General features: G+C 75.2%; 18 protein-coding genes. 6 read left to right on the top strand and 12 right to left on the bottom strand.

What is annotated here, in order from left to right; translation table 11 throughout:
• The first annotated feature begins 9 nt into the window (after window positions 1–9).
• From ACWGL3_RS12990 to ACWGL3_RS12980, 3 genes are all read left to right on the top strand, one after another.
• Window positions 10–1,224 (top strand): sensor histidine kinase, encoded by a 1,215-nt coding sequence (locus ACWGL3_RS12990; protein ID WP_267946956.1) that lies wholly within the window; start codon window positions 10–12, stop codon window positions 1,222–1,224.
• Entirely contained in the window at window positions 1,221–1,868 is a 648-nt protein-coding gene (locus ACWGL3_RS12985) for a response regulator (protein WP_267946957.1), read from the top strand. The genes ACWGL3_RS12990 and ACWGL3_RS12985 overlap by 4 nt, the downstream gene beginning before the upstream one ends.
• Before the next feature lie 363 nt (window positions 1,869–2,231).
• Window positions 2,232–3,245 (top strand): zinc-binding dehydrogenase, encoded by a 1,014-nt coding sequence (locus ACWGL3_RS12980; RefSeq protein WP_267946958.1) that lies wholly within the window; start codon window positions 2,232–2,234, stop codon window positions 3,243–3,245.
• Window positions 3,246–3,626: 381 nt separating this feature from the next.
• Here the strand turns inward: ACWGL3_RS12980 and ACWGL3_RS12975 are convergent, their stop codons facing one another.
• Window positions 3,627–5,048 carry an SDR family oxidoreductase gene (locus ACWGL3_RS12975; protein WP_267950550.1) on the bottom strand — a complete coding sequence of 474 codons (1,422 nt, stop codon included), beginning with the start codon at window positions 5,046–5,048 and terminating at the stop codon, window positions 3,627–3,629.
• Window positions 5,049–5,380: 332 nt separating this feature from the next.
• Here ACWGL3_RS12975 and idi point away from each other — a divergent pair, with 332 nt between their 5' ends.
• Together idi and ACWGL3_RS12965 are read left to right on the top strand one after the other, a co-directional pair.
• Window positions 5,381–5,935, top strand: a complete 555-nt coding sequence (gene idi, locus ACWGL3_RS12970) for an isopentenyl-diphosphate Delta-isomerase (protein ID WP_452461306.1) — start codon at window positions 5,381–5,383, stop codon at window positions 5,933–5,935.
• Between the two features lie 165 nt (window positions 5,936–6,100).
• On the top strand, window positions 6,101–6,823 hold the full coding sequence (locus ACWGL3_RS12965) for an HAD family hydrolase (RefSeq protein ID WP_452461305.1): 723 nt from the start codon (window positions 6,101–6,103) through the stop codon (window positions 6,821–6,823).
• A 160-nt stretch (window positions 6,824–6,983) separates the two neighbouring features.
• Here the strand turns inward: ACWGL3_RS12965 and ACWGL3_RS12960 are convergent, their stop codons facing one another.
• From ACWGL3_RS12960 to ACWGL3_RS12915, 10 genes are all read right to left on the bottom strand, one after another.
• Window positions 6,984–7,283 carry a DUF6221 family protein gene (locus ACWGL3_RS12960; protein WP_267946961.1) on the bottom strand — a complete coding sequence of 100 codons (300 nt, stop codon included), beginning with the start codon at window positions 7,281–7,283 and terminating at the stop codon, window positions 6,984–6,986.
• Window positions 7,284–7,513: 230 nt separating this feature from the next.
• Window positions 7,514–8,377: a transporter substrate-binding domain-containing protein gene (locus ACWGL3_RS12955; protein WP_452461304.1), complete on the bottom strand. Its 864-nt coding sequence runs from the start codon at window positions 8,375–8,377 to the stop codon at window positions 7,514–7,516.
• 25 nt (window positions 8,378–8,402) lie between these two features.
• Window positions 8,403–10,067 carry a hypothetical protein gene (locus ACWGL3_RS12950; RefSeq protein WP_452461303.1) on the bottom strand — a complete coding sequence of 555 codons (1,665 nt, stop codon included), beginning with the start codon at window positions 10,065–10,067 and terminating at the stop codon, window positions 8,403–8,405.
• 9 nt (window positions 10,068–10,076) lie between these two features.
• On the bottom strand, window positions 10,077–10,799 hold the full coding sequence (locus tag ACWGL3_RS12945; RefSeq protein WP_267946964.1) for an FHA domain-containing protein: 723 nt from the start codon (window positions 10,797–10,799) through the stop codon (window positions 10,077–10,079).
• A 9-nt stretch (window positions 10,800–10,808) separates the two neighbouring features.
• Window positions 10,809–12,158 carry a vWA domain-containing protein gene (locus tag ACWGL3_RS12940; protein ID WP_452461302.1) on the bottom strand — a complete coding sequence of 450 codons (1,350 nt, stop codon included), beginning with the start codon at window positions 12,156–12,158 and terminating at the stop codon, window positions 10,809–10,811.
• A complete protein-coding gene (locus ACWGL3_RS12935; protein ID WP_452461301.1) occupies window positions 12,142–13,608 on the bottom strand; it encodes a PP2C family protein-serine/threonine phosphatase in 1,467 nt (488 codons plus the stop codon). Before ACWGL3_RS12935 ends, ACWGL3_RS12940 begins: the two co-directional genes overlap by 17 nt.
• 17 nt (window positions 13,609–13,625) lie before the next feature.
• Entirely contained in the window at window positions 13,626–16,208 is a 2,583-nt protein-coding gene (locus ACWGL3_RS12930; protein ID WP_378554918.1) for a serine/threonine-protein kinase, read from the bottom strand.
• Window positions 16,205–17,464: a hypothetical protein gene (locus ACWGL3_RS12925; protein WP_267946968.1), complete on the bottom strand. Its 1,260-nt coding sequence runs from the start codon at window positions 17,462–17,464 to the stop codon at window positions 16,205–16,207. The genes ACWGL3_RS12930 and ACWGL3_RS12925 overlap by 4 nt, the downstream gene beginning before the upstream one ends.
• A gap of 414 nt (window positions 17,465–17,878) precedes the next feature.
• Window positions 17,879–18,451, bottom strand: coding sequence for an AAA family ATPase (locus ACWGL3_RS12920; RefSeq protein ID WP_452461300.1), 573 nt, complete (start codon window positions 18,449–18,451; stop codon window positions 17,879–17,881).
• 482 nt (window positions 18,452–18,933) lie between these two features.
• On the bottom strand, window positions 18,934–20,106 hold the full coding sequence (locus ACWGL3_RS12915) for a macrolide family glycosyltransferase (RefSeq protein WP_352982375.1): 1,173 nt from the start codon (window positions 20,104–20,106) through the stop codon (window positions 18,934–18,936).
• 221 nt (window positions 20,107–20,327) lie between these two features.
• Between ACWGL3_RS12915 and ACWGL3_RS12910 the strand changes: the two genes are divergently transcribed.
• Window positions 20,328–20,657, top strand: a complete 330-nt coding sequence (locus ACWGL3_RS12910) for a putative quinol monooxygenase (RefSeq protein WP_344185974.1) — start codon at window positions 20,328–20,330, stop codon at window positions 20,655–20,657.
• Between the two features lie 6 nt (window positions 20,658–20,663).
• Here ACWGL3_RS12910 and ACWGL3_RS12905 read toward each other — a convergent pair whose 3' ends face one another.
• Complete coding sequence (locus tag ACWGL3_RS12905) at window positions 20,664–21,467, bottom strand: HdeD family acid-resistance protein (protein ID WP_267946972.1); 804 nt, start codon at window positions 21,465–21,467, stop codon at window positions 20,664–20,666.
• Between the last annotated feature and the right edge of the window lie 200 nt (window positions 21,468–21,667).

The raw sequence follows: 21,667 nt of genomic DNA, 5'->3' as shown, positions 1-21,667 counted from the left end.
CCTGGGCTCATGGCGTCGAACAGGTTCCCCTCCCCGCTCCACGGCCGCCTGCCGGGACTGGAGGACGCGGCCGTCCGGCTCGTGCCGTGGGCCGTGGCGGGGGTGCTGGCCCTGGTCTGGGGATACGACCTGATCGGGCCGGCCCGGCGGCAGACCATCGAGAACTGGGCGGGGCCGCCGCAGTCGTCCATGGACTACCTCCCGGTGGTCGCGGGTGCGCTCATGTGCGCGGCGGCGCTGGTCGCCCTGCGCCCCCGCGCGGGCCGGGCGCTGACCACCCTCTGCGGGGTGGTCGCCGCAGCGGTGATGGCCCTCGCCTCGGCCCTGCTGTACCCGCTGCCCAAGGGCCTGTTCGGGTACGCCTTCGCGCCCTCGGAGGTGCTGGCCCTCCTGGTCCTGCTGTCGCTGGCGGCGCTGCGCTGCCGCCCCTGGCAGATCGGCGTGGTCGCGCTGTGCGCGTTCGCGGCGGGCCTCACCGATTACCTGCGCGAGCCCAGCGGCTACGACGTCGTCTCGCCGGCGCTGATGATGGTGGTGCCGGGGCTGGCCCCCGGCCTGTACCTGCGGTGGCGGAGCTTCCAGCGGGAGACCCACGCGGAACGGGCACGCGCACAGGAGCGCCTGGCCATCGCCCGCGACCTGCACGACGTGGTCGCGCACGAGGTGACCGGCATCGTCGTGCAGGCGCAGGCGCTGCGGTACATCGCCGAACGCGACCCCGGGGCGGTGCGGGACGGGCTGCCCGAGATCGAGGCCGCGGGGGCGCGCGCCCTGGAGTCCATGCGGGGTATGGTGACCCGCCTGCGCGAACCGGACGACGTCCCCCTCTCCCCCGACCTCTCCGGCGGGCTCGCCCGCCTGGAGGCCGCCGCCTCCGACGGCCTCCCCCGCGTGTCGGTACGGTGCGAGGGGGACGTGGACGGCCTTCCTCCGACCGTCGGCACGGCGGTCCTGCGGATCGTCCAGGAGTCCGTCACCAACGCGCTGCGGTACGCCCGCGGGGCGGCCCTGGTGGACACGGTGGTCCGCGCCGGGCCGGACGGGGTGGCGGTGGAGGTGCTCGACGACGGCCGCGAGGCGGGGAGCGGCGTCGGCGGCGGATTCGGCCTGGTGGGGATGGCCGAACGCGCCCGGATCCTCGGCGGGGAGCTGTCCGCGGGGCCGCGCGGCGGAGGGCACGGATGGGAAGTACGGGCGTGGCTGCCTCTGGAGGGGGACTCATGACGATCCGTGTGCTGCTCGCGGACGACCAGAGCATGGTGCGGACGGGGTTCCGGTACATGCTGGACGCCGAGGACGACATCACGGTGGTGGGCGAGGCCGGGGACGGCCTGGAGGCGGTCCGGACGGCGCGGGAGCTGCGCCCGGACGTGACGCTCATGGACATCCGGATGCCGGGCGTGGACGGTCTGGAGGCGACCCGGCGACTGGCGGGTCCGGGGGTGGAGGACCCTCTCCGGGTGGTCGTGGTGACCACGTTCGACCTGGACGAGTACGTGCACGCGGCGCTGGGCGGAGGGGCGGTCGGGTTCCTGCTGAAGGACGCGGGCCCGGCCCTGCTGATCGAGGCGGTGCGCGCCGCCGCCCGGGGCGACGCCCTGGTCTCCCCGCAGATCACGGTGCGCCTGCTGCGCCACTTCTCCGCGACGGCCCCCCGCTCCTCCCCCGACGACGGCGGGCTGACCCCGCGGGAGCTGGACATCGTGCGCTCGGTGGCGCGGGGGCTGACCAACACCGAGGTCGCCGCGGAGCTGTTCGTCACGGTGAGCACCGTGAAGACGCACCTGGCGAGCGTCCAGGGCAAGCTCGGGGCGCGGAACCGGGTGGAGGTCGCCGCCTGGGCGTACCGCAGCGGGCACGTCACCTGACGGGCGTGCCGGGACCGCTTGCGCCGTCCCGGGACCCGGCTCAGCGGGGCGGGGCCGCCGGGGCCGGGCGTCGCGGTACACGGCGGGCCCGGACCGCGGGCGGCGCGGCGGCAACCGGACCACCGCCCGCCCTCCGCCGGGCGGGGCCCACCGGCCCCGGGCAGCGCGTGGCGGGCGGCGCGTGGCGGGCGGCCACGCGCCCTCCGCGTCCCGGCGGCGACGCACGGTCACGCCCCATCCGTGACCCCATCGGTGCTTTGACCCAATTCTGACCCGGGCCCCGGTGTCGCCTTCGCCCCGGTGCGGCGGGCCCCGATGATGATCGGGGGAAGCACCCGACCGCACCGACTGCGAGGTTTGCCCATGGCCACGATGCGAGCCGCCCGGCTCAACGTGAGGACCCGGACCCTGGAGGTCAAGGACGTTCCGCGGCCCGTCCCCGGCCGAGGGCAGGTCCTGGTCCGGGTGAGGGCGGCGGGCGTGTGCCTGTCCGACGTCCACCTGGTCGAGGGCATCCTCCGGCCGCAGTACCTGGAGGGCGACGAGGTCACCCTGGGGCACGAGGTGTCCGGCGAGGTCGAGGAACTGGGCCCCGACGTCCTGACCGCCGGGGTCGGCGACCGGGTGGCGCTCCAGGCAGGCCAGCGCGACCGCGCCGGGAAGACCCTCACGCGGGGGGTCGACTACGACGGCGGCTGGGCCGAGTACGCGCTCGCCGACGAGGAGACCCTCGTGCCGATCCCCGACTCCCTCCCGTTCGACCAGGCGGCGATCATCCCCGACGCGGTGTCCACGCCGTGGGCGGCGGTCACCGCCACGGCCGGCGTCGGCCCGGCGGAGGCGGTCGGCGTGTGGGGCGCGGGCGGGCTGGGCGCGCACGCCGTGAAACTGCTGCGGCTGGTGGGCGCCGCCCCGGTCATCGCCGCCGACCCCGACCCCCGGGCCCGGGAACGCGCCCTGGCATTCGGGGCCGACGCCGCCCTGGACTCGGCCGCACCCGACTTCACGGCGAAGGTCCGCGAACTGACCGGCGGGCGGGGCCTCGACGCCGCCTTCGACTTCGCGGGCGTCCCGGTCGTGCGCGAACAGGCGCTCCGGCTGCTCGGCGAGCACGGCCGCCTGGTTTTGGTCGGCCTGACCGACAAGCCGCTGGAGATCAGGGACGGCACCCGGTTCAGCTACCTCAGGCAGCAGGTCCTCGGCCACTACGGCTCCGAGCCGGAACACGTCGTCGAGCTGGTGGAGCTGGTGGGGGCGGGCCGCCTGGACTTCGCCGGATCGATCAGCGGAACCTTCGGCCTGGAGGAGGCGCCGGAGGCGGTGGAGCGCCTGGAGAAGCGGATCGGCTCCCCGGTCCGCCTCGTCCTGGAGCCCTAGGCGTACCGAGGTCGGGCCCGCGCGGCCGGTCCGGCGCCCGGCGACCGGCGGGCTCGCAGGTCAGGTCCGGCGCCCGGCGGTCCCGCCGGGCGCCGGGGCGGGCAGCCCCGGGTACGGCGGGGCGGCGGGCAGCCCGCGGCCCGTGCCGGTGCGCCGCTCCGCTCCCGGTCCTGTGGCGGTGCACCGTTCCAGTCCGGCACCGGCACCTGTACCGGGGCAGCACGGTGCGGGCGGACCCTCTGGGCCCCCTGTATCAAGCGAACCGCAGGAGGACGCCCACCGGTAGGGGCGACCGCGCACCTGTGGACGGCCGATCCCCGGACGCCGACCGGCAGGGCACCCGCGTCCGCCGTGCGGCCGCCCGGCCTGCCAGTTCCCGGCCTACCAGTTCCCGGGCGCGTAGTCCTTGAGGAAGCACCCGTGCAGGTCCTCGCCCAGCTCGCCCCGGACGATGGGGTCGTACACGCGCGCGGCCCCGTCCTCCAGGTCGAGCGGCGCGTGGAACCCCGCCTCGGCCATCCGCTCCTTGTCCGGGTGCGGCCGCTCGTCGGTGATCCAGCCGGTGTCCACGCTGGTCATGAGGATGCCGTCGGACGCCAGCATCTCCTCGGCGCTGGTCCGGGTGAGCATGTTGAGCGCGGCCTTGGCCATGTTCGTGTGGGGGTGGCCCGGGCCCTTGTAGCCGCGGCCGAACACCCCCTCCATCGCGGACACGTTGACGATGTAGGAGCGCCGGGCGGAGGTCGCCGCCAGGGCCGGCCGCAACCGGTCCACCAGCATGAACGGCGCGCTCACGTTGCACAGCTGCACTTCGAGCATCTCCACGGGGTCGATCGCGCCGACCCGCCGCGTCCAGCTGTTCTCCGCCGCGAGGTCCGGGACCAGGCCGCCCGCGTCGATCGCCGTACCGGCGCGCACCCGCTCCAGCGAGGCCGACCCCGTGGTCAGCGCGAGCGACGTGAGCATCTGCGGCGTGAGCGCGTGCGGCGCCACCGCGGCTCCCCCGTCGTCCGCTCCCTCCGCCGCCTCCAGCGCACGCGGCCGGACGCCGCCCAGCACCAGCGGCTCGGGCAGGCCCGCGCCCGTGAGCGGCTGCGCCTCCGCCTCGATCAGCGGCCCGTACGAGCCCGGCGAGCGCCGCACCGTCTGGGCGGCGTTGTTGATGAGGACGTCCAGCGGCCCCTGCTCCGCGACCGAGTCGGCCAGGCGCACCACCTGGGCGGGGTCGCGCAGGTCGATGCCCACCACCCGGAGCCGGTGCAGCCACTCGCCGCTGTCCGGCATGGCCGCGAAGCGGCGCACCGCGTCGTTGGGGAACCGCGTCGTGATGGTGGTGTGCGCGCCGTCCCTCAGCAGCCGGAGGGCGATGTACATGCCGATCTTCGCGCGCCCGCCGGTGAGCAGCGCGCGCCGTCCGGACAGGTCGGTGCGGGCCGCACGCCGCTCCTTGTTGAACGCGGCGCACGTCGGGCACAGCTGGTGGTAGAAGGCGTCGACCTCACGGTACTTCTGCTTGCAGATGTAGCAGGGCCGGGCCTTGCGCAGCACCCCCGCGAGGGCGCCCCCGGCGCCGCTGGTGAGGGCGCGGCCGTTGGTCTCGTCGTCGATCCGGTCCGGCGCGGCGGTGGCGGTGGCCGCGAACACGGCCTCGTCGTGGGCCTTCTGGGCGGTCTGCCGCTCCTTGCGGCGGCGCTCCTTGACGGCCTTGAACAGCTTGGCGGTGGCCCGTTGCAGGAGGGCCGAGTCCGGGTGGTCGCTGGGCAGCTCGCCGGCGCGGGCGAGGACGTCCAGGCACACGGCCATCCGCTCGGGGGAGATCCCCGGCTCCGTCCCCGAGGCGTCCGCGCCCCCGGGCACCCGCGCCGCCCCGTCGGCGGAGCCGTTTCCGGGCCCGTCCGCCCGTCCGACGCCGTTCGCCGGTCCCGTCCTCGTCTCCGTCATCGTCTCCGTCACCGCTCCGCTGCCGTCCTGGGGCCCGCGCTCGCGGACCCGGTGGCGCCCGACTCGGGGCCATCAGGAACCTTATGCGCACTCGCACACCACGCGGGGCACAATCCAGTCGAGGGGACAGGTGACCATGGAGTGGACACAGACGACGCATGGGACATATGAGGCCCATGGGTAAGGGGAGATCCGTGATCCAGCCGAGAGCCGCCTCGGACGCGGCTCGCACCGATCGCGAGCTCGTGGTGCTGCTCGACGAGGAGTACCAGCGGGTAGGGGTGGCCGACAAGGCCACCGTGCACACCGGGGACACCCCGCTGCACCTGGCGTTCTCGTGCTACGTCCTGGACGCGGACGACAGGGTGCTGCTCACGCGGCGGGCCCTCGGCAAGACCACCTGGCCCGGTGTGTGGACCAACAGCTGCTGCGGCCATCCCGCGCCGGAGGAGGGGTTCGAGGAGGCCGTGCGCCGCCGCGCGGGGCAGGAGCTGGGGCTGGCCGTGGGCGGGGTGCGGTCCGCGCTGCCGGACTTCCGCTACCGGGCCGTGTCCGCCGAGGGGATCGTCGAGAACGAGTTCTGCCCGGTGTTCTGGGCCCGGGCCGAGGGGGCGCCCTCCCCCAACCCGGAGGAGGTCGCCGAGTACGCGTGGGTGGAGTGGGCGGACCTGGTGGCGGTCGCCGGGCGCACGCCGTGGCTGCTGAGCCCGTGGGCCGTGGAGCAGATCCCCCGGCTCGACGCCCTCTGAGCGCCCGGCCGCCCCGGCCGGGCGCCGGGGTGGCCGGAACGCCGGAGCGGTCGGACGGCGCACCCGGGTCCCGTGAGAACCCGGTCCCCGGCCGGAGGTGCTGAAGGCGGCGCTCCCTGGGTAGGACCGGGATGGGTGCCCCCTCTTCCCCTGGAGCTGAGACCCATGGCCGCAAGCCCTGACGGGCGGTTGCTCCGTCCCGCCGCCCTCGTCGTCGACGTCCTCGACACCCTCTTCCCCCTCGGCCCCCTGGAATGGCGCTTCCGGGAGGCCGGGATCCCCCGGGTGCTCATGACCCGCTGGTCGGACCACCTGCTGCGCGACTCGTTCGCCCTGGCCCTGACGGACGGCGGGCCGGGGTCCGGGGACGGCCGCTCCTTCGAGGACGTCGTCCGGGGCGCCCTCCGGGACATCACCGGCCACCAGATCGCGCCGGCGGCGGAGGACGCGATCATCGAGGGGCTGGCCTGGCTGGACCCCCGCCCCGAGGCCTCCGCGGCCCTCGCCGCCGCGCGCGGCGCCGGTCTCGGGGTGGCCACCCTGGGCAACGGCGACGCCGGGCTGCACCGCGCCCTGCTGGAGCGGGCGGACCTGCTGGACCTGGTGGACCACGTCGTCGCCGCGCGTCCGACGAGCGACTGGAAGCCCGCACCCGGCGCCTACCTGGCCGCCGCGCGGACCCTGGGCCTCCCCCCGGAGCGGGTGGGCCTGGTCAGCGGCCACGGCTGGGACGTGGCCGGCGCCCGCCGGGCGGGGCTGGTGACGGGCTGGTCCGGACACCTGGAGGGTCGTTTCCCCTCGCTGTTCGCCCCGCCGGACGCCTCCGGCCGCGACCTGGCCGAGACGGTCGACCGGCTCCTCGCCCTGCCCGCGGCTCCCGTGGCCTGACCCGCTCCGCCCCACCGCCGTGCCCCCGTCCCCGGGGACGGTTCCGGCGCACGGACCCGCCACGGGCACGGGGACACCGCGGTCGGGGGACGCGGAGCCGGAACGGCCCGGCGCTCCACGGTCCTGCGGTCCACGGCCCGGCGGCCGGACGATCAGGGGGTCAGCCCTCCCAGGACCGGTCGTACTCGGGGTGGGTCCGGTAGACCGCGGCGAGGTACTTGACCGCCAGCCGCCAGGCCAGCAGCTCGGACCAGGGGTCGCCGCCGCCGGTGTCCGCCTGGGGGCCGGGGGTGAGGCTGCGCATGCTCGCGTGGTGCGCGTCGGCGTACCCGCGGACGATGTTGCGCTTGGCCGCGACCTCCGCCAGGGCCCGGTCCCGGCCGCGCGCTCCCACGGGCACGGCCTTCGACGCGCGTTCGTCCTCGTCCAGACGCGCGTTCAGGAACTCGACGATGGTCAACGGACAACTCCCCTTCTGTCCCCCTTGCCCGGCACAGGGGTCAGTATCTGCCATAAATCCGGTCCGGGCCACTTCGTCCGGATGCTCACGAGCACGCCTCCGGAGCCGGGCCGGGGGCTGCGGCCCGGCTCCGGAGACGCCCCTTCCAGGTCCCTCCGGCACGGCCGTCCGACGGGGCGTGTCCGGGGGCGGGGCTCCCCGTGCACGGGACCGCGGGCCCTGTCAGGCCGTCAGGCACAGCCCTCGAACTGGGGGACGCTGTCCAGCGTCTCCAGACCCGTTCCGTCGAACCACCTGCTCAGCATGTCGTCGGCCACCCCGTCCTGGTACATCTTGCTGATGGCCCTGTTCACGGCCTCGCACGCCGCCACGTCCCCGTATCGCAGGCCCACACCGTACTTCTCGTCGGTGAAGGGGTTGCCGACGAGCCGGAACTCACCGGGGCTCTGGGTCTGGAACCCGGCGAGGATCAGGTTGTCCGTGGACACCGCGTCCACATCGCCCTCCCGCAGCAGGTCGATGCAGTCCGTGTAGGTCGGCTCCTCCGTCGGGACCACGTCGATGCCGAGGCCCTCGGTGATGCGGGTGGTGGAGTTGGACCCCTCGCCCTGGCAGACGTCGAGCCCCTCCAGGTCGCGGACGCCGCCGATCTCCGCGGCGTCGGAGCGCACGAGCACGTCCTGCTTGGCCACGTAGTAGGGGCCGGCGAACGTGACCTCGGTCTTGCGGACCGGGGTGATGGAGTAGGTCGCCACGACCATGTCCACGCGGCGGCCCGACACCAGCAGCGGGGCCTCGACGTCCAGCACGTCCTCCCGCTGGTCGGACGTGACGCCCACGAACTCCACGTTCCCCTCGGGGATCCCCAGCTCCCCGGCGATGTACAGCGCCACGTCGACGTCGAAGCCCTCGAAGCCGCCCTCCCCGTCCTCCAGCCCGAGGCCGGGCTGGTCCGCCTTGACCCCCACGGTCAGGGAGGTGGCGTCCACGAGCGACTCCTCCTCACCCAGCACCGCCGAGCAGGCGGACATCCCCGACACCGCCGCGGCGGCCAGGGCGGCCGCGGCGACGGTGCGGCGGTGTCGAAACATCATCGGCCTGTTCCTCGTCTCTAGGGGGTCAGCGGTACTCGGCCAGCCGGGGGCGCACCCCGAGCACGACGAGTGCGAGCAGGGCGAGCGCTCCGACGGGCAGCAGCCACGACCACGGGGCCAGGGCGGAGTCGCCGCGGGCGATGCCCGCCGTGAACGCCTCCTTGTGCTGTCCGGTCAGCTCGTCGAGAGCCTGCTCGTAGGCGCGGAAGGCGCCGTCCTCCGCGTGGGCGATCTCCATCCGGACGGCGACGGCGGAGTCGAGGTCGCCCGCCTCGACCGCCGCGCGCAGTTCACGGTCCCTGTCCTGGAGGGCGTTGTAGGACACCAGCACGTCGGCGAGCGCGCCCTCCTGCCCCGGCAGCAGCGAGTCGCCGGCGTTCTCCCCCAGGTAGCCGAGCGCGACGGGGGCGTCCCCGTCGGCCCTGCCGCCCTCGGACTGCTCCGACGACGCGGCGGCCACCTCGTCGATCGCCGCGTAGTAGTCCTCCAGGTTGTCGGCCGGGCGGAACAGCACCTGCTGCGCCCGCTCCAGGTACACCTGCTGGTAGTTGTCGGCGTGGGTCGGATCGACCAGGTAACGGCTCTGGTCGGCCTGCATGTCGGTGGAGATCGCCCCGGCACGGGACAGCGCCATCGCCGCGTCCAGGCCCTCCTCCTTCGCGTCGCGCTGGTGTTCGCCGCTGGTGACGAGCGCGAGGACCACACCGGCGGTGAGCAGGAGCGTCCCGGCGGTCGCGGCGAGCACGGGGACGTTGACCCGGCGGCGGAAGCGCACCCGCAGGTAGAGCTGGAGGCCGACCAGCGAGACGAGCGTCACCGCGCCGGCGGAGCCCACCCACACCAGGCCGAGCGCGACGGCCGACTGGCCCTCCTCGTGGTGGGCGCGGATGATCGCCGACGAGTCCAGGCTCACGTTGAACGCCTTGGGCAGGAGCTCCGTGTGCATCAGACGGGTGGCCTGTCGGTACGGCACCAGCGCCGTCGCGTCCACCTCGCCCGGAGGGGCCTGGGCCTCGTCGTTGCGGAGCCGGGCGTCGGTGGCCAGCTGCTCGTACTCGCCCATGCCGTCGAGGACGGCCTGGAGGTCCAGCTCCTGGACGCTGCGCTCCTCGGCCCTGCCTTCCCCGGCGCCGTCTTCGCCGGTGACGGCCTCCCCGGCACCGCCCTCCTCGGCGTTGTCCTCGATGAGGGAGGCGGCCTGGAGCAGCGCCTCGTTGGCCCTGCTCCGGCTCTCCTCGTAGCGCTCCACCGCCTCGTCGCGGCCCGAGCCCAGGCCGTGGTCGGTGCCCATGAGCAGGATGTCGGCCAGCTGGGCGTCCATGTCGGCGAGGGCGAGGTACAGGTCGGTGGTCGTCATGGCCTGCGGTCCGGCCCCGTGGCCGACCACGTCCAGGCCCTCGCGCGCCTGGTTGAGGGTGAGGGTCGCCGAGCCGAACAGCCCCGCGACGGACACCAGGCACACCACCGTCAGCAGCCACACCCGGGCCGGGGTGGTGCGGAGCCAGCGGCGTGCGCCGGCCACGCGGTCACGCGCGTAACCGCCGGTCCGCGCGTCGGCGCCCCCGGGGAGGGCGGGCGGGCCGACCACCGCTCCGGCGTCCCGGGCGCCGCGCGCGGGGGACGCCCCTGAGGGGGCCGGCGGAGAGCCGGGGCGGTCACGGCCCAGCTCCTGGTCGGAGTCGGGGGGCATCAACGGGGTTCACCCCTTCTGGACGATGATGACGGTCCATGCTCCGACGTAGATCCGGTCACTGTCATACAGGGGCACCTCCACCTTGCGGGGGATCATGTTGGCGGTCCCGTTGATCATGGTCCCGTTCGTGGACCCGGGGTCGACGATCGACCAGGTCCCGTCGGGCTGGGCGACCAGGATCGCGTGGATGTGGGAGATCGCCGGGTCGCCCTTCGGCCCGCCCAGGTCGATCTCGGGCGTGAAGCCCCTGGACGCGCTGCGACGGCCGATGTGGACCCGGTCGCCCTTCAGGCTCACCCGGCGCTGCTTGTTCACCGAGGGGAAGGCGATCTGGGCGGGGTCGAGCATGCCCCGGTCGACCATGTACTGGTAGTAGGCGGGATCGGCCACGACGATGACCCGCCAGCGCGGGGCGGCCGGGGCGCCGTCCTGTTCGGAGCCCCCGCGTGTGTGGCTGCCGGACTGCGAGGCGAAGTCGTAACCGCACTCCTCGCAGAAGCGCCCGGTGCGGGAGGTCGAGCACTCGGGGCAGGGGCCGCCCCTGGGCGCGACGGGCGGCCGCCGCGGCGCGGGGGCGCGCGGCGGCGCCGGACGGCCCGCGGGGGCCTCCGGCGGCGGGGGCCGGTACGGCTGGGGCGGCGGCGAGGGGGAGTGCGCCTGGAGGCGCAGCCCGCAGGTGTCGCAGAAGTCAGTCGCCGTCGAGTGGTGCCCGGAGGGGCAACTCGGCATGGGTCCCTCCTACCCGGGGCCGGGGGCGCCGTGGGTTCCGGTCCCGTCCCCGGGCCGGGTCCGCACGGTCCGGGTCGAGTTGGTGTCCAGGGTCATCTCGTCGACCTTGTCGACGCCGGTCTTGAGACGGACGGCGCCGGTGACCGGGTCGAGGACCTCGACCACCTTTCCGAGGAGTCTCGCGGTCTCCGCGTCACCCGTCTCCTCCGCGAGGGCGACGGCACGGCCCAACCGCGTGGTGGCGGTGTTCTCGTCCCCGTCGCGACGGGCCGCGAGCCCGTCCTGAATGGCCTGGGCCAGTTCGACCTGGCCGGTGTAGTGCGCCACCCGCGGGTTGATCCGGGTGGCCGTGGCCTCGTCCGCCGTCCACTCCGCGAGGATGTTGCCGGAGGCGAGGACCTGGTCCTCCGCGCCCCCGGTCCCGGGGAGGACCACACGCACCCACCCGGCGCGCAGCTGCCGTCCGGGGTCGCCCGCGGGCACCTCCACGCACACGTGGTAGTCGCGGTTCTCCGTGCCCCACGACCCCGTGGGGTAGTCGCCCGCCTGGGGCGCGCGCGCCACCGCCCGGTGAGTGAGCTCCTGCACCGTGGGCGACACCTGCTTGACGTAGCGCACCACGGAGTTCTGCGGGGTCCACAGCCGCAGGACGACGTCCGCGACGGCCTTGCCCATGGACGCCTGGGCCATGGCGCGGAAGTCGGCGGCCAGGTCGGCGGGGTCGGCGACGAGACCGGGGCCGCCGCCGAGCAGCGCGGAGTCGATACGGCGCAGGTCGTCGACCCTCCAGTCGGTGCCCACGCCCCGGCAGTCGCACACGAACCGGCCGGTGACCTGCCGCAGGACCCGCTCGAACTCCTCGGCGACCTCGTTGTTCTGACCGTCGGTGAGCAGGATGGCGTGCTTGATGCCGTCGTCCACGGTGGCGAACAGCTCCGCGGCGAGGGACAGCCAGGCGCCCATCCGGGTGCCGCCGTCGGCGCGCAGCCCGCCGATGGCGTCCAGGGCCTCGGCCCTGGTGACGGCGTCCACCTCGACGAACCGCCGCTCGCCCTCGGGGAAGGCCATGCGTGCCTTGCTGCCGCCGCTGATCAGGGCGAACCTGACCCCCTCGCGCAGCGTCTCCACGGCCGCGCGGGCGGCGCGCTTGGCCTCGTGGAGCTTCTCCCCGTACATCGAACCGGAGGTGTCGACGATGATCACCTCGGAGGCGCGCACCGAGGACCCCACCAGGACGGGGCTGCGGGAGGTGACGCTGACGACGGCGTGCACCTCGCGCCCGCCGATGGGCAGGAACCTGTTCTGGTCGACGTCGATCCGGAACTCCGGTTCGGCGGACCGGTCAGTCCTGTTCGGCACGGGGACCCCCTTGCTCGGTGGGTACGGGGATGAGGACCGCGGTGATGTTGTCCTTGCCGCCGGCCCTCAGAGCGAGGCTGATGTAGGTACGGGCGGCCTCGTGGGGCCTGACCCCCGCTCCCGGCACCGCGTCGGTCAGCGACTGCGCCTCGGGGTAGTAGTTCCACAGGCCGTCGCTGCACAGGAGGACGGTGCCGGGCCCGGTCGGGGTGACGGTGGTGATGTGCGCGGCGATCTCGCCGGAGTCGGCGCCCATCCACGCGATGAGGGCGTGCGCGTTGGCCGACCTCATGGCCTCCTCGCGGGAGAGCGCCCCCATCTGCACCATGGCCTCGCTCCAGGAGTCGTCCCGGGTGAGCAGCGCCGACGCGCTGGACCTGGGCCCTCCGGAGAGCCAGTAGGCGCGGCTGTCCCCGACCCAGCCGACGGTGACCGTCCCGGCGGCGGGGTCCACGACCGCGGACACGAACGTGCACGCGGGCGCGGAGTCGAGCGACTCGGCGATCCCCGCGACGGCCTCGGCCGCCCTGGTCATCGCCGCGGCGGTGGCCTCGCGGGGGTCGGCGCCCCGGCGGATCTGCTCCGCGAGGACCGTCGCCCCCGTCTCCGCGGTGACCCGGGAGGCCTCGTCGGACCGGGGCGAGCTGGACACGCCGTCGCAGACCACGGCGCAGACCGTGCCCGGCGCGCGGGGGTCGTCCGCGGCGACGACGCGGATGGCCATGGCGTCCTCGTTGCGCCGGTGGCGGAGCCCGCGGTCGCTGACGCCCGCGGCCGCGTCCGTGCGCACCTCGACGTGGTCGCGCCCGGTGGGCTGGAGGAACCCGCACTTCTCGCAGTAGCCGTCGCCGACCCGGCCCGGGCACCACGCGCACATCTCGGGGTTGGTGGGCTGGACGGGGCTGCTGCCCACGGCGGGCGGCGGCCAGTCGGGCGCCGGGGCGGGCGGCGCGGCCGGGGCCGACGCCCCGGCAGGGGCCGACGCCCCGGCAGGGGCGGGCGGCGCGGCGGTCAGGGGTCTCAGGGAGTCCCGGCGTATCGGCTGGGTGGTGAACGAGTCGGCCCCGTGCCGTCCCGGGTCCGCCTCGGGTCCGCCGCCCCTCGGACGGCCTCCCCCGGCGGCGGGCGCGGCCGGGGGCGCGGTCCCGGCCCCGGGGGCGGGGGCGGGGGCGGGGGCGCGGGTGGCGCCGTTGAGGCTCACCTGCGGAGCCGTCGGCCCACCGTCGGCCGGGACGAGTCCGGGGCGGGGGCCGCCCCCCGCGCCACCGCCGCCGACCGGCCCCCGTGTGGCGCCGGACATGCTCTGCTGGGGGGCCGTGGGCACGTTGTCGGGGCGCTCCGCGGGGGCGCCCCCCTCCCGCTCCGGGAGGGGGCGGCCGCACCCCTCGCAGAAGACGTCTCCCGCCGCCGCCCTGTCCGAGCAGGCAGGGCAGGTCCGCACCGTTGTCATAGCCGTTCCCTCGATCCTCACAGCAGCGTCACGGGACGCAGGGAGTTGGCCTTGTCGATCAGCTCGTACCGCCCCGAGGCGGCGGTGGACCGCTGGGCGAGCGCACGGTAGCGCCGCTCCAGGTTGGTCCGCACCCCCTTCTCGGTGAACGGGCCGTCGAGCAGCCTTCCGCCGCCGGGTGCGGCGCCCCCTCCGTCGAGCCACACCAGGGCGGACTCCAGGACGCGCGCGGCCAGCCGGTCGGCTGATTCGCTGTCCAGGCCGATGCGCTCCAGGCGCCGTCCGGCCTCGACGAAGTCGGCGGCGCCCGTCCCGGGGTGCCGGGCGGAGAGCACGGCGATCAGCGCGGTCTGGGCGTGGACGTGGAGGCTGGACATCTCCGGGACCCTGTCCAGGACGGCGACGGCGGCGTCCCGGTCGCCCTGGGCGAGGCGGACGCGGGCCAGGCCGAACGCGGCGCTGACGAAGGAGTGGTCGGTGTTCCAGACCGTCCGGTACTGGTGGGCCGCGGTGTCGAGCTCACCGGTCCGCTCGCAGGCGAGCGCCAGTCCGAGCTTGGGCGCGGCCTCCCCCGGGAGGTGGTCGTACAGCTCGTCGAAGTGGTCGCGGGCATCGCGGAACCGGGCGGTGCTCAGTTCGGCGACCGCCAGGTACCACATGGTGCGCCAGTCCCCGGGGACGGCCTCGCTGAACTTCTGGAGGGCGTCCACCGCCTCGCCCTGCCGGCCGAGCGTGATGAGCGCGCGGGCCAGCATCAGCAGGGTCTCGGGGGTGGGCGCGGGCATCGCGCGCAGTGCGGGGACGAGCTCCTCCGGGGGAAGGGCCCGGAACCCCCGCAGGTGCTGGGACGCCGGGTCGCCCCGGTCGACGAGGGGCGTGGGCAGCAGGGCGGCCGCGTCGGTGGGGGCGGGCGGCGCGAGCATGCGGTCGGCGTCGTGCGCGCCGACGCCGCTGCGGGTGCTGAAGTTCTCGCCCCCGAACAGGGTGGAGGGCGCCGGGTGCGGGGTCCCCTCCAGCTCGGACAGGACCTCGCGCAGGACGCCGGTGAGCTGGTCGGCCATGTCGCCCGCGTCGTGGAAGCGGAGTTCGAGCTCGCTGTGGACGGAGCGGCGCAGGAGCCGGTCGTACGACTCGAAGCGCTGGAGCAGCGGCACGGTCTCGCGCGGGGGGATGCTGTGCGGGTACTCGCGCATGAAGCTGAAGCGGAAGCTGAGCACGGCCAGCGCGCGGCCCACCGAGTACAGGTCGGCGCTGACGGTGGGGCCGGGGCCGCGCAGCTCGTCCTCGGTCACGCGGTAGCCGGGGGTCGTGTACACGGGGCTGACGGTGTCGTCCATGCGCCGAACGCCGCCGAGGTCGATGAGCTTGATCTGCTCCTCGCTCTGGATGACGTTGTCGGGCTTGAAGTCGCAGTACAGCAGGCCCCTGGAGTGCAGGTAGCCGAGGGCCCGCAGGGCCTCCAGGCCGTAGGCGATGACCTGGTCGACGGGGAGCACGGCGTCGGGGTCGTCCTCGCGGCGCTCTATGAGCAGTTCGCGCAGGGACTTGCCCCCGACGTACTCCATGACGATGTGCCCGCCGGGGATCCCGGTACGCGGGTCGGGGTGCTGCGAGAAGTTGATGATCTTGACGATGTTGGGGTGCTCGACCTCGGACAGGAACGCCCGTTCCGCGGCGGCCGCCTTGTGCGCCTCGGCGTCACCGGAGTTGAGCAGGCCCTTGAGGACGACCCACCGGTCGTTGACGTTGCGGTCGCGGGCCAGGTAGATCCAGCCGAGGCCGCCGTGGGCGAGGCAGCCGAGCACCTCGTACTGGCCGCCGACCCTGTCCCCGGGGGAGAGCTTGGGGGTGAACGAGAACTGGGTGCCGCACTTGCGGCAGAAGCCCTCGGTGCGGCCCGGCTGCTCGCCCCTGCTGCGGCCGACCTTCTCGCCGCAGTTGCCGCAGAAGCGGTTCTTCTCCGAGACGACCGGGTTCCGCATGACGGCCTCGGAGGGGTCCCGGTAGGGCACCGGGGGCACCATGACCATGCCCATGCCGAGCATGCCCCGGGAGGAGCCCCGGCGGCCGGAGCGCCCGGTGCCCGGGCCGTCGGACCCCGGGCCGACCGTGCCGGAGATGCTGCCGGGACCGGACCGCCCGGAGAGCTTGACGTTGCCGGAGAGCGGGCGGGAGTTGGCGGGGCCGCCGCCGGAGGAGGGGGTCGAGGAGGACCACGGGTCGGGGGCCTCGCCAGGCGGGGTCCCCACGGGCGACGGCCGGGGGCCGGAGCCCTGCCGCCGGCCCTTCCCCGGCCCCTGGTCCCCGGCGCCGGACGCGGCCCTCGGCCCGGTCCCGCCGGGGGGCGCGAAGGACCGCTGCGGACCGGAGCCCGGCGGGGGCGGACCGCCGAACGCGGGACCGGGCCCGGTCCCGGCGCGGGGCGCGCCGAACGCCCCGGGGGCGTCCGACGGCCGCGGAGCGCCTCCCGGGGAGGGTGCGCCGGATGCCGGAGGCGCGGTCGTCCCGGTGGGTCGCTCCTCCACCGGGGCCAGGCCGCACACACCACAGAAGCCGTCCTCGATCCGGCCGTGGCAGCCGGGGGCCGTGCACTTGGTCATCTGCTCACACCACCATCGCTCTCGCCGTCTGACGCGCCCGTGCCCGGTGTGGTTCTGTCCCCGGGCGTTTCGGTTCCGCCGAGTTCGTGGAGCGCCCGGAGGTAGGACGACAGGAAGACCGTGGCGGCACGCAGGTCGCAGGGGGCCGTCCACAGTTCCGCGTGGGCCCGGGCGTGGAGTTCGGCCAGGCGCTCGTCCTCGGCGAGCCCCAGCCGCGCCGCGCGGGCGCGGAAGGCGTCCAGGCGCCCGCGCAGCTCGGCGCGGCGCTCCATGAGCCCGGCGAGGTCCTCCTCGCGGTCGCGCGCGTCGTCGGCGGCCTCGTGGACGGCGCGCTGGAGTTCTCCCAGCCGCGTGCCGAGTTCGCGCCAGCGCCCCCGGGCGCGCAGGGAGTCCATCTCGCCGATGCCCGCCCGCAGTCCCGGCACCGGGTCCGGGACCTCGACCGCGGCGGGCGAGGAGACCTTGGCGACGACCCGGGCGCGGAGCCCGCGGGCGCGTGCGACGGCCTCCTCGACGCCGTCGATGGCGGAGCCGAGCCGCTCGACGCTCTCGGTGTAGGAGTCGCGCATGCGCAGGGCGTCGCGGAGTTCGCCGCGCACGCGCTCCAGGGCCTGGCGCAGGTGGTCGAGGGCGGAGGTGTCGACGCGCCCGTCCCCGACCAGTGAGAGGGGGTCGGTGCGGACCGTGGCGCCCACGGCGGCGAGGTCGGCCCGGAGGGCCTCGTACTCGTCCTCGTCGAGTTCGACCATGTCGGAGAGGGTGCCGATCTCCTGCCACATCGCGTCGAGTTCGCCGAGCCTCGGGTGGAGCACGTCCCAGGCGGTCCCGACCTCCGAGATGACCCCGGTGGCCTCCTCGTAGGCGGCGGACATGCGGGCGACGGCGTCGGCGAGGGTCACCGTCTCCTCGTCGGCGTGGAGCAGTCCCCGCTCCCCGAGGGGCGTGTGCCGTGCGGGGAGCACCACCGAGGGCCCGTTGAGCAGGGCGGTCAGCGCGGCCTGCGCCCCGGGTCCCCCGCCGTCCGCGCGCAACCGGGCGGCCTCGTCCACCACGAGGCGGAAGGCGTCGTAGACCGTCCACAGGGTGTGGACATGCGCGTCGGCGTGCTCCCAGCGCTCCCGGGTCCGGCCCTCGAGGGCCGCGCCCTTGAGGAGCTGGTGTCCGACGTGGGCGTCCAGGTCCGCGAGGTTGAGGGTGATCCGGTCGGCCTCCCCGCGCACGCGGTTGAGCTCGTGGTCGATGCCCTCCCAGCTCATGGGCGGTATACCGGCCCCCGACGCACTCGCCACCTTCCGTACCACTCCCGTCAGTGCGCCCCGGCCCGCGTGTGCCCGAGCGGGAACGGTCGATGTTCCTTTACCTGACACGAGTCTGGCGGGGAGGTCCGCGAACCACAAGAGAGTGCCCGCTTTACGGCCATGAACGGCCACTTCCTCACCCTTTGTGAACCAGACCACCGTGACGTGACAGACACCCTCCCATGCCGGTGCCACCGCTGTCGCCGCCAGCGGCGCCACAGCCGCCGGGGCGGGCCGCCCCGGCGCCCGCGTGCCCCGGCGGCCACGGCCCGGCGGACGGGGCGTGCGGTGGGGACCGCCGCCGGGCGGCGCGGGCGGAAGCGGGCGCGGGGACGCGGCCGGTCCGGCCTTCTCGGGGCCGGGCCCGGGGCCTCAGCGGCGCTCGGCCCGCGCCCCCGGGAGGCGGGGCGCCGTGCCCAGGACGTCCAGCACGAACCGCGCCCGCTCCGCGACCGGGACACGCGGCAGCTCCACCAGCTCGTAGCCGTGCGCGGGGTAGGCCTCGACCATCGCCCGATGGGTGCGCTCGGCCTCCTCCGGGGACTGGTGGCGCTCGGCGTCGCCGGTGAAGATCTCCGGCCACGGCGGGGCGACGAACACCCGGCGGTGGTAGCGGAACCGCCGGGCCGCCCGGTCGACGTGCGCGGGCACCGGGAGCCCGCGCAGCAGGAAGTAGCCGACCAGGTCGGGGACGCCCCGGTCGCAGAAGACCGGGCCCTCCCACGCGGAGGCCTCGCGGTGCGAGCGCATCTCCCAGGACAGCATCAGCTCGGCGAACAGATCGTCGTCGCGCCAGGCCAGGCCGGGACCGTCGATCTCCCGCTGGTCGCGGATGATCGCCCGTCCGGCCTCTACCGTGCGCGCGTGGCCGAGCGCGGCCAGGTGCTCGATCAGCGCGGTCTTCCCGGAGCCGGGGCCTCCGGTGACGACGACGAGGTGGTCCATGGTTCTCCCTGGGTTGTCGGGCGGCCCCGGAAGGGCCGGATGCGGCTCGTGCCCCTCCGTCTCCGGCGCCTCCGGAGGAGCGGTCTCCGGCCCTCCGGGAGGCCCGGGGGCCGGACCACCGTGCGCGTGCGGCGGACCGCGGCGCGAACGGTGTGCGGGGCAGGACGGGGGCGGCGTGCGGGACGGGTCCCCGGCGGCGCCGTGCCCGTGGGGACGCGGGGCCGCCGGTCGCGGTCCGGGACGGCGGGGAACCCGGAGGAGGCCGTGGGGCGGGGCCCGGGTCCTCCCGGCCGGCGCCGGGACGCGGTCCGTGGGTGCTTTCGGCCGGCCCGGCGCGTGCGCCGACCGCCGCGGGCGGTCGCCGGGCCCTCTCCCGCCGGACGAGCGGCGGGGGCCGGCCCGGGTTCGGCCGTCCGGGCGCCCTCGGCGCGGCGAGGGGCAGCCCGGCGGCCGCGGGCCCGGGACGACCCGCGGAACACGGCCTAGCGGGCCGGGAGCTCCGCCTCGACCAGGTCGGCCGCGTACGCGGTGCCGCTCTCCTGGAGCCGGGCGCTGATGCCGGCCAGCCTCCGGGCGACCTCCGGGTCGGAGGCCAGTTCCAGCAGGGCCGAGCGGAGCGTGGCCGCGTCGGCGTCCGCCGTGTCGATCCTCCGGGCGACGCCGAGTTCCACCAGCCGGTCGGCGTTGTCGAACTGGTCGGTGGCCTGCGGGACCGCGATCATCGGCACCCCGCAGTACAGGCCCTCGTTGGAGCCCCCCATACCCGCGTGGGTGACGAACGCGTCGGCCCGGCGCAGGATGTCCAGCTGCGGCACCCAGGGGTGCGTCTCCACGTTGGCCGGGATCTCCCCCAGCTCCGCGGGGTCGACGAACTTGCCGATCTGGAGGACGACGTGCCAGCCCGGCAGGTCGCCGAAGGCCTTCAGGCACTCGCGGTAGAACCCGGGCAGGTTGGTGAACGCCGACCCCAGGGACACCAGCAGCACCTTCTCCGCGCCCGCCGGGCGCGTCCACCCGCCCTGGTCCGTCCGCGCGCCCAGGCAGGGGCCGACGAAGGTGACCGTGTCGGCGACGGTGTCCGCGTACGGCTGCATCTCGCGCGGGATCAGCGCCAGCGCACGGTCCGGGCGCCCGGCGAACGAGGCGTGGTCCAGCCCGGTGACGCCGTTCTCCGCCAGCCAGGCGTCGAACCTGGCGAAGTGCTCGGCCGCCCCGGGCAGGGCGCGCAGCATCTCCATGACGGTGGCCCCGTGGTCGGCCCACGCCACGTAGGTGGGTGAGAGCTGCACGCTGGGGATGCCCCAGTTCTCACCGAGCACGCGGGCGGGGTACCCGGCGATGTCGTACAGGAAGAGGTCGGGGCGGTCGTCCTCGTAGGCGGCCCGGACGACGGGGAGCTGGGCCATCCCGTCCTCCAGGAAGACGTCCATCGCCCGGATCGGGTCCTCCGGCCAGTCGGCGTCGGCGACGGGCAGGGTCGTGGCGCAGGGGACGAGTTCGGCGCCGGCGCCGGTGATCAGGTCGGCCATCAGGGGGTCGTTGGCGTAGGTGACGCGGTGGCCGCGGGCCACCAGCTCCCGGATGATCTCCAGGCTGGGCAGGACGTGGCTGACGGCGGGAACGCCGACCATGGCGATGTGGGCGCGACGGGTCATCGCAGTGTCTCCGTATGCAGATGTCGGGTAGGGCTGTGGGGCCCCGGGACCGGGGCGGTGCGCGGCGGCGTCGCTCGACGCGGGCCTCTAGCCGTACATCTGAAGCATGTGCATGGCGTGATGCTATCCGTGGCGCTCTCCCGGCGACAAGCCGTTTTCCCGGGGCCCTCCGGCCGTAGGATCGGGTCCCCGGCCCCACTCCCGCACCCCTTGGAGGTCCCGTGCCCGCCTCGGTCCCCGGCCCCGCGCCGGTCGCACTCGTCATCTCCCTCCGGGTGCTCCCCGGCCGCCGGGAGGACTTCCTCGCCGGGATCTCCCGCAACGCGTCTGCGGCGGTGCGCGAGGAGCCCGGCTGCCTGCGCTTCGACGTGGTGCAGGACGGCGCCGACCCGGACGTCTTCCGGGTGTACGAGGTGTTCGCCGACCGGGAGGCCCTGCTCGCGCATCGCGGGACCGCGCACTTCCTGGCCTGGCAGAGGAGGAAGGCCGAGGTGGTCGTCCCCGGAAGCCAGGTCGACCACCTCGGGTCGCTCGCGGTCAGCGAGGGCTGAGGCGCCTCACTCCGGGTCCTCCGGCCGCTCCCGGGGCGCGCGGTGGCGTCCTCCGCCGGAGCGCCTGGAGGCGCCCTCGCCGTCCGCCCCCTCCGGGCCGGCGTCGTCCGGCCCGGTCCTCTCGTCCCCGCGGTAGCCGTCGGCGTAGCCGCCCGCGTAGCCGTCGTCGAACGCGGTCAGCCCGGACCCCTCCTCGGCGGGGCGGGGCTCGTCCCGGGCGAGGGGGGCGCCGTCGCCGTCGCCGTCCCGGACGGCGGCGTGCGCCCCGCGGAGCCGGAACCCGGCGACCGCCATCACGACGCCGAAGATGATGGCGTAGACGCCGACCACGAACACGATGGCCTGCGCGCCCTCCAGCGGCCAGAACCACAGGAGGAGGCCGAACACGACGGAGAGCGCGCCGACGAAGATCAGCAGCCACTCCGAGCTGATGTGCGCGCGCAGGCGGATGGCGGTGACGATCTCGGCCACACCGGTGATGACGGCCCACGCACCGATCACGAGCACGACCGCCATGCCGAAGGCGACCGGCCAGATCAGGGCGATCAGGCCCAGCAGGACGCTGACGACCGCCTGGGCGGCGAGGGAGCCCCGGCTGCCCGGTGCGGCGCGGTACGCCGCGTAGCCCAGGGCCGCGCCGTCGACCAGCGCGTAGACACCGAACACGATCGCCAGGGCGACCAGGGTGACCCCGGGCCACACGAGGGCGATCAGTCCGAAGAGCACCGCGGCCGCGCCGCGGAGGACCACAACCCACCAGTTCCGGCTCAGCTCACCGAGCAGGTCACCGGTCAACGCGTACCGGACCATCGTCGCCTCCCCTTCACCAGCACGGCCCGTGCGGGCCACACCCTGCAACTTCCCTCAAGGTCGCACATGGATGACAGACTGTACGCAAAATGCGGGGAAAGGGCGGACTATGTACCGGTAGGGACAGTGCCGCCGCCCCGGCGCGACCGGTACGCGGGTGAACGAAGACGACGGTGCCCGCCCTCGCCTGCGGCGTGGGC

The organism is Nocardiopsis sp. NPDC055824 (genome assembly GCF_053616335.1).
This window is presented reverse-complemented; position numbering and strand designations above follow the sequence as displayed.

Excerpts from the sequence above, each read along its gene's own strand:
- ACWGL3_RS12990 (WP_267946956.1), top strand. The coding sequence starts at position 10 with ATGGCGTCGAACAGGTTCCCCTCCCCGCTCCACGGCCGCCTGCCGGGA.
- ACWGL3_RS12985 (WP_267946957.1), top strand. The coding sequence starts at position 1,221 with ATGACGATCCGTGTGCTGCTCGCGGACGACCAGAGCATGGTGCGGACG.
- ACWGL3_RS12980 (WP_267946958.1), top strand. The coding sequence starts at position 2,232 with ATGGCCACGATGCGAGCCGCCCGGCTCAACGTGAGGACCCGGACCCTG.
- ACWGL3_RS12975 (WP_267950550.1), bottom strand. The coding sequence starts at position 5,048 with ATGGCCGTGTGCCTGGACGTCCTCGCCCGCGCCGGCGAGCTGCCCAGC.
- ACWGL3_RS12965 (WP_452461305.1), top strand. The coding sequence starts at position 6,101 with ATGGCCGCAAGCCCTGACGGGCGGTTGCTCCGTCCCGCCGCCCTCGTC.
- ACWGL3_RS12955 (WP_452461304.1), bottom strand. The coding sequence starts at position 8,377 with ATGATGTTTCGACACCGCCGCACCGTCGCCGCGGCCGCCCTGGCCGCC.
- ACWGL3_RS12950 (WP_452461303.1), bottom strand. The coding sequence starts at position 10,067 with ATGCCCCCCGACTCCGACCAGGAGCTGGGCCGTGACCGCCCCGGCTCT.
- ACWGL3_RS12945 (WP_267946964.1), bottom strand. The coding sequence starts at position 10,799 with ATGCCGAGTTGCCCCTCCGGGCACCACTCGACGGCGACTGACTTCTGC.
- ACWGL3_RS12935 (WP_452461301.1), bottom strand. The coding sequence starts at position 13,608 with ATGACAACGGTGCGGACCTGCCCTGCCTGCTCGGACAGGGCGGCGGCG.
- ACWGL3_RS12930 (WP_378554918.1), bottom strand. The coding sequence starts at position 16,208 with ATGACCAAGTGCACGGCCCCCGGCTGCCACGGCCGGATCGAGGACGGC.
- ACWGL3_RS12925 (WP_267946968.1), bottom strand. The coding sequence starts at position 17,464 with ATGAGCTGGGAGGGCATCGACCACGAGCTCAACCGCGTGCGCGGGGAG.
- ACWGL3_RS12920 (WP_452461300.1), bottom strand. The coding sequence starts at position 18,451 with ATGGACCACCTCGTCGTCGTCACCGGAGGCCCCGGCTCCGGGAAGACC.
- ACWGL3_RS12915 (WP_352982375.1), bottom strand. The coding sequence starts at position 20,106 with ATGACCCGTCGCGCCCACATCGCCATGGTCGGCGTTCCCGCCGTCAGC.
- ACWGL3_RS12905 (WP_267946972.1), bottom strand. The coding sequence starts at position 21,467 with ATGGTCCGGTACGCGTTGACCGGTGACCTGCTCGGTGAGCTGAGCCGG.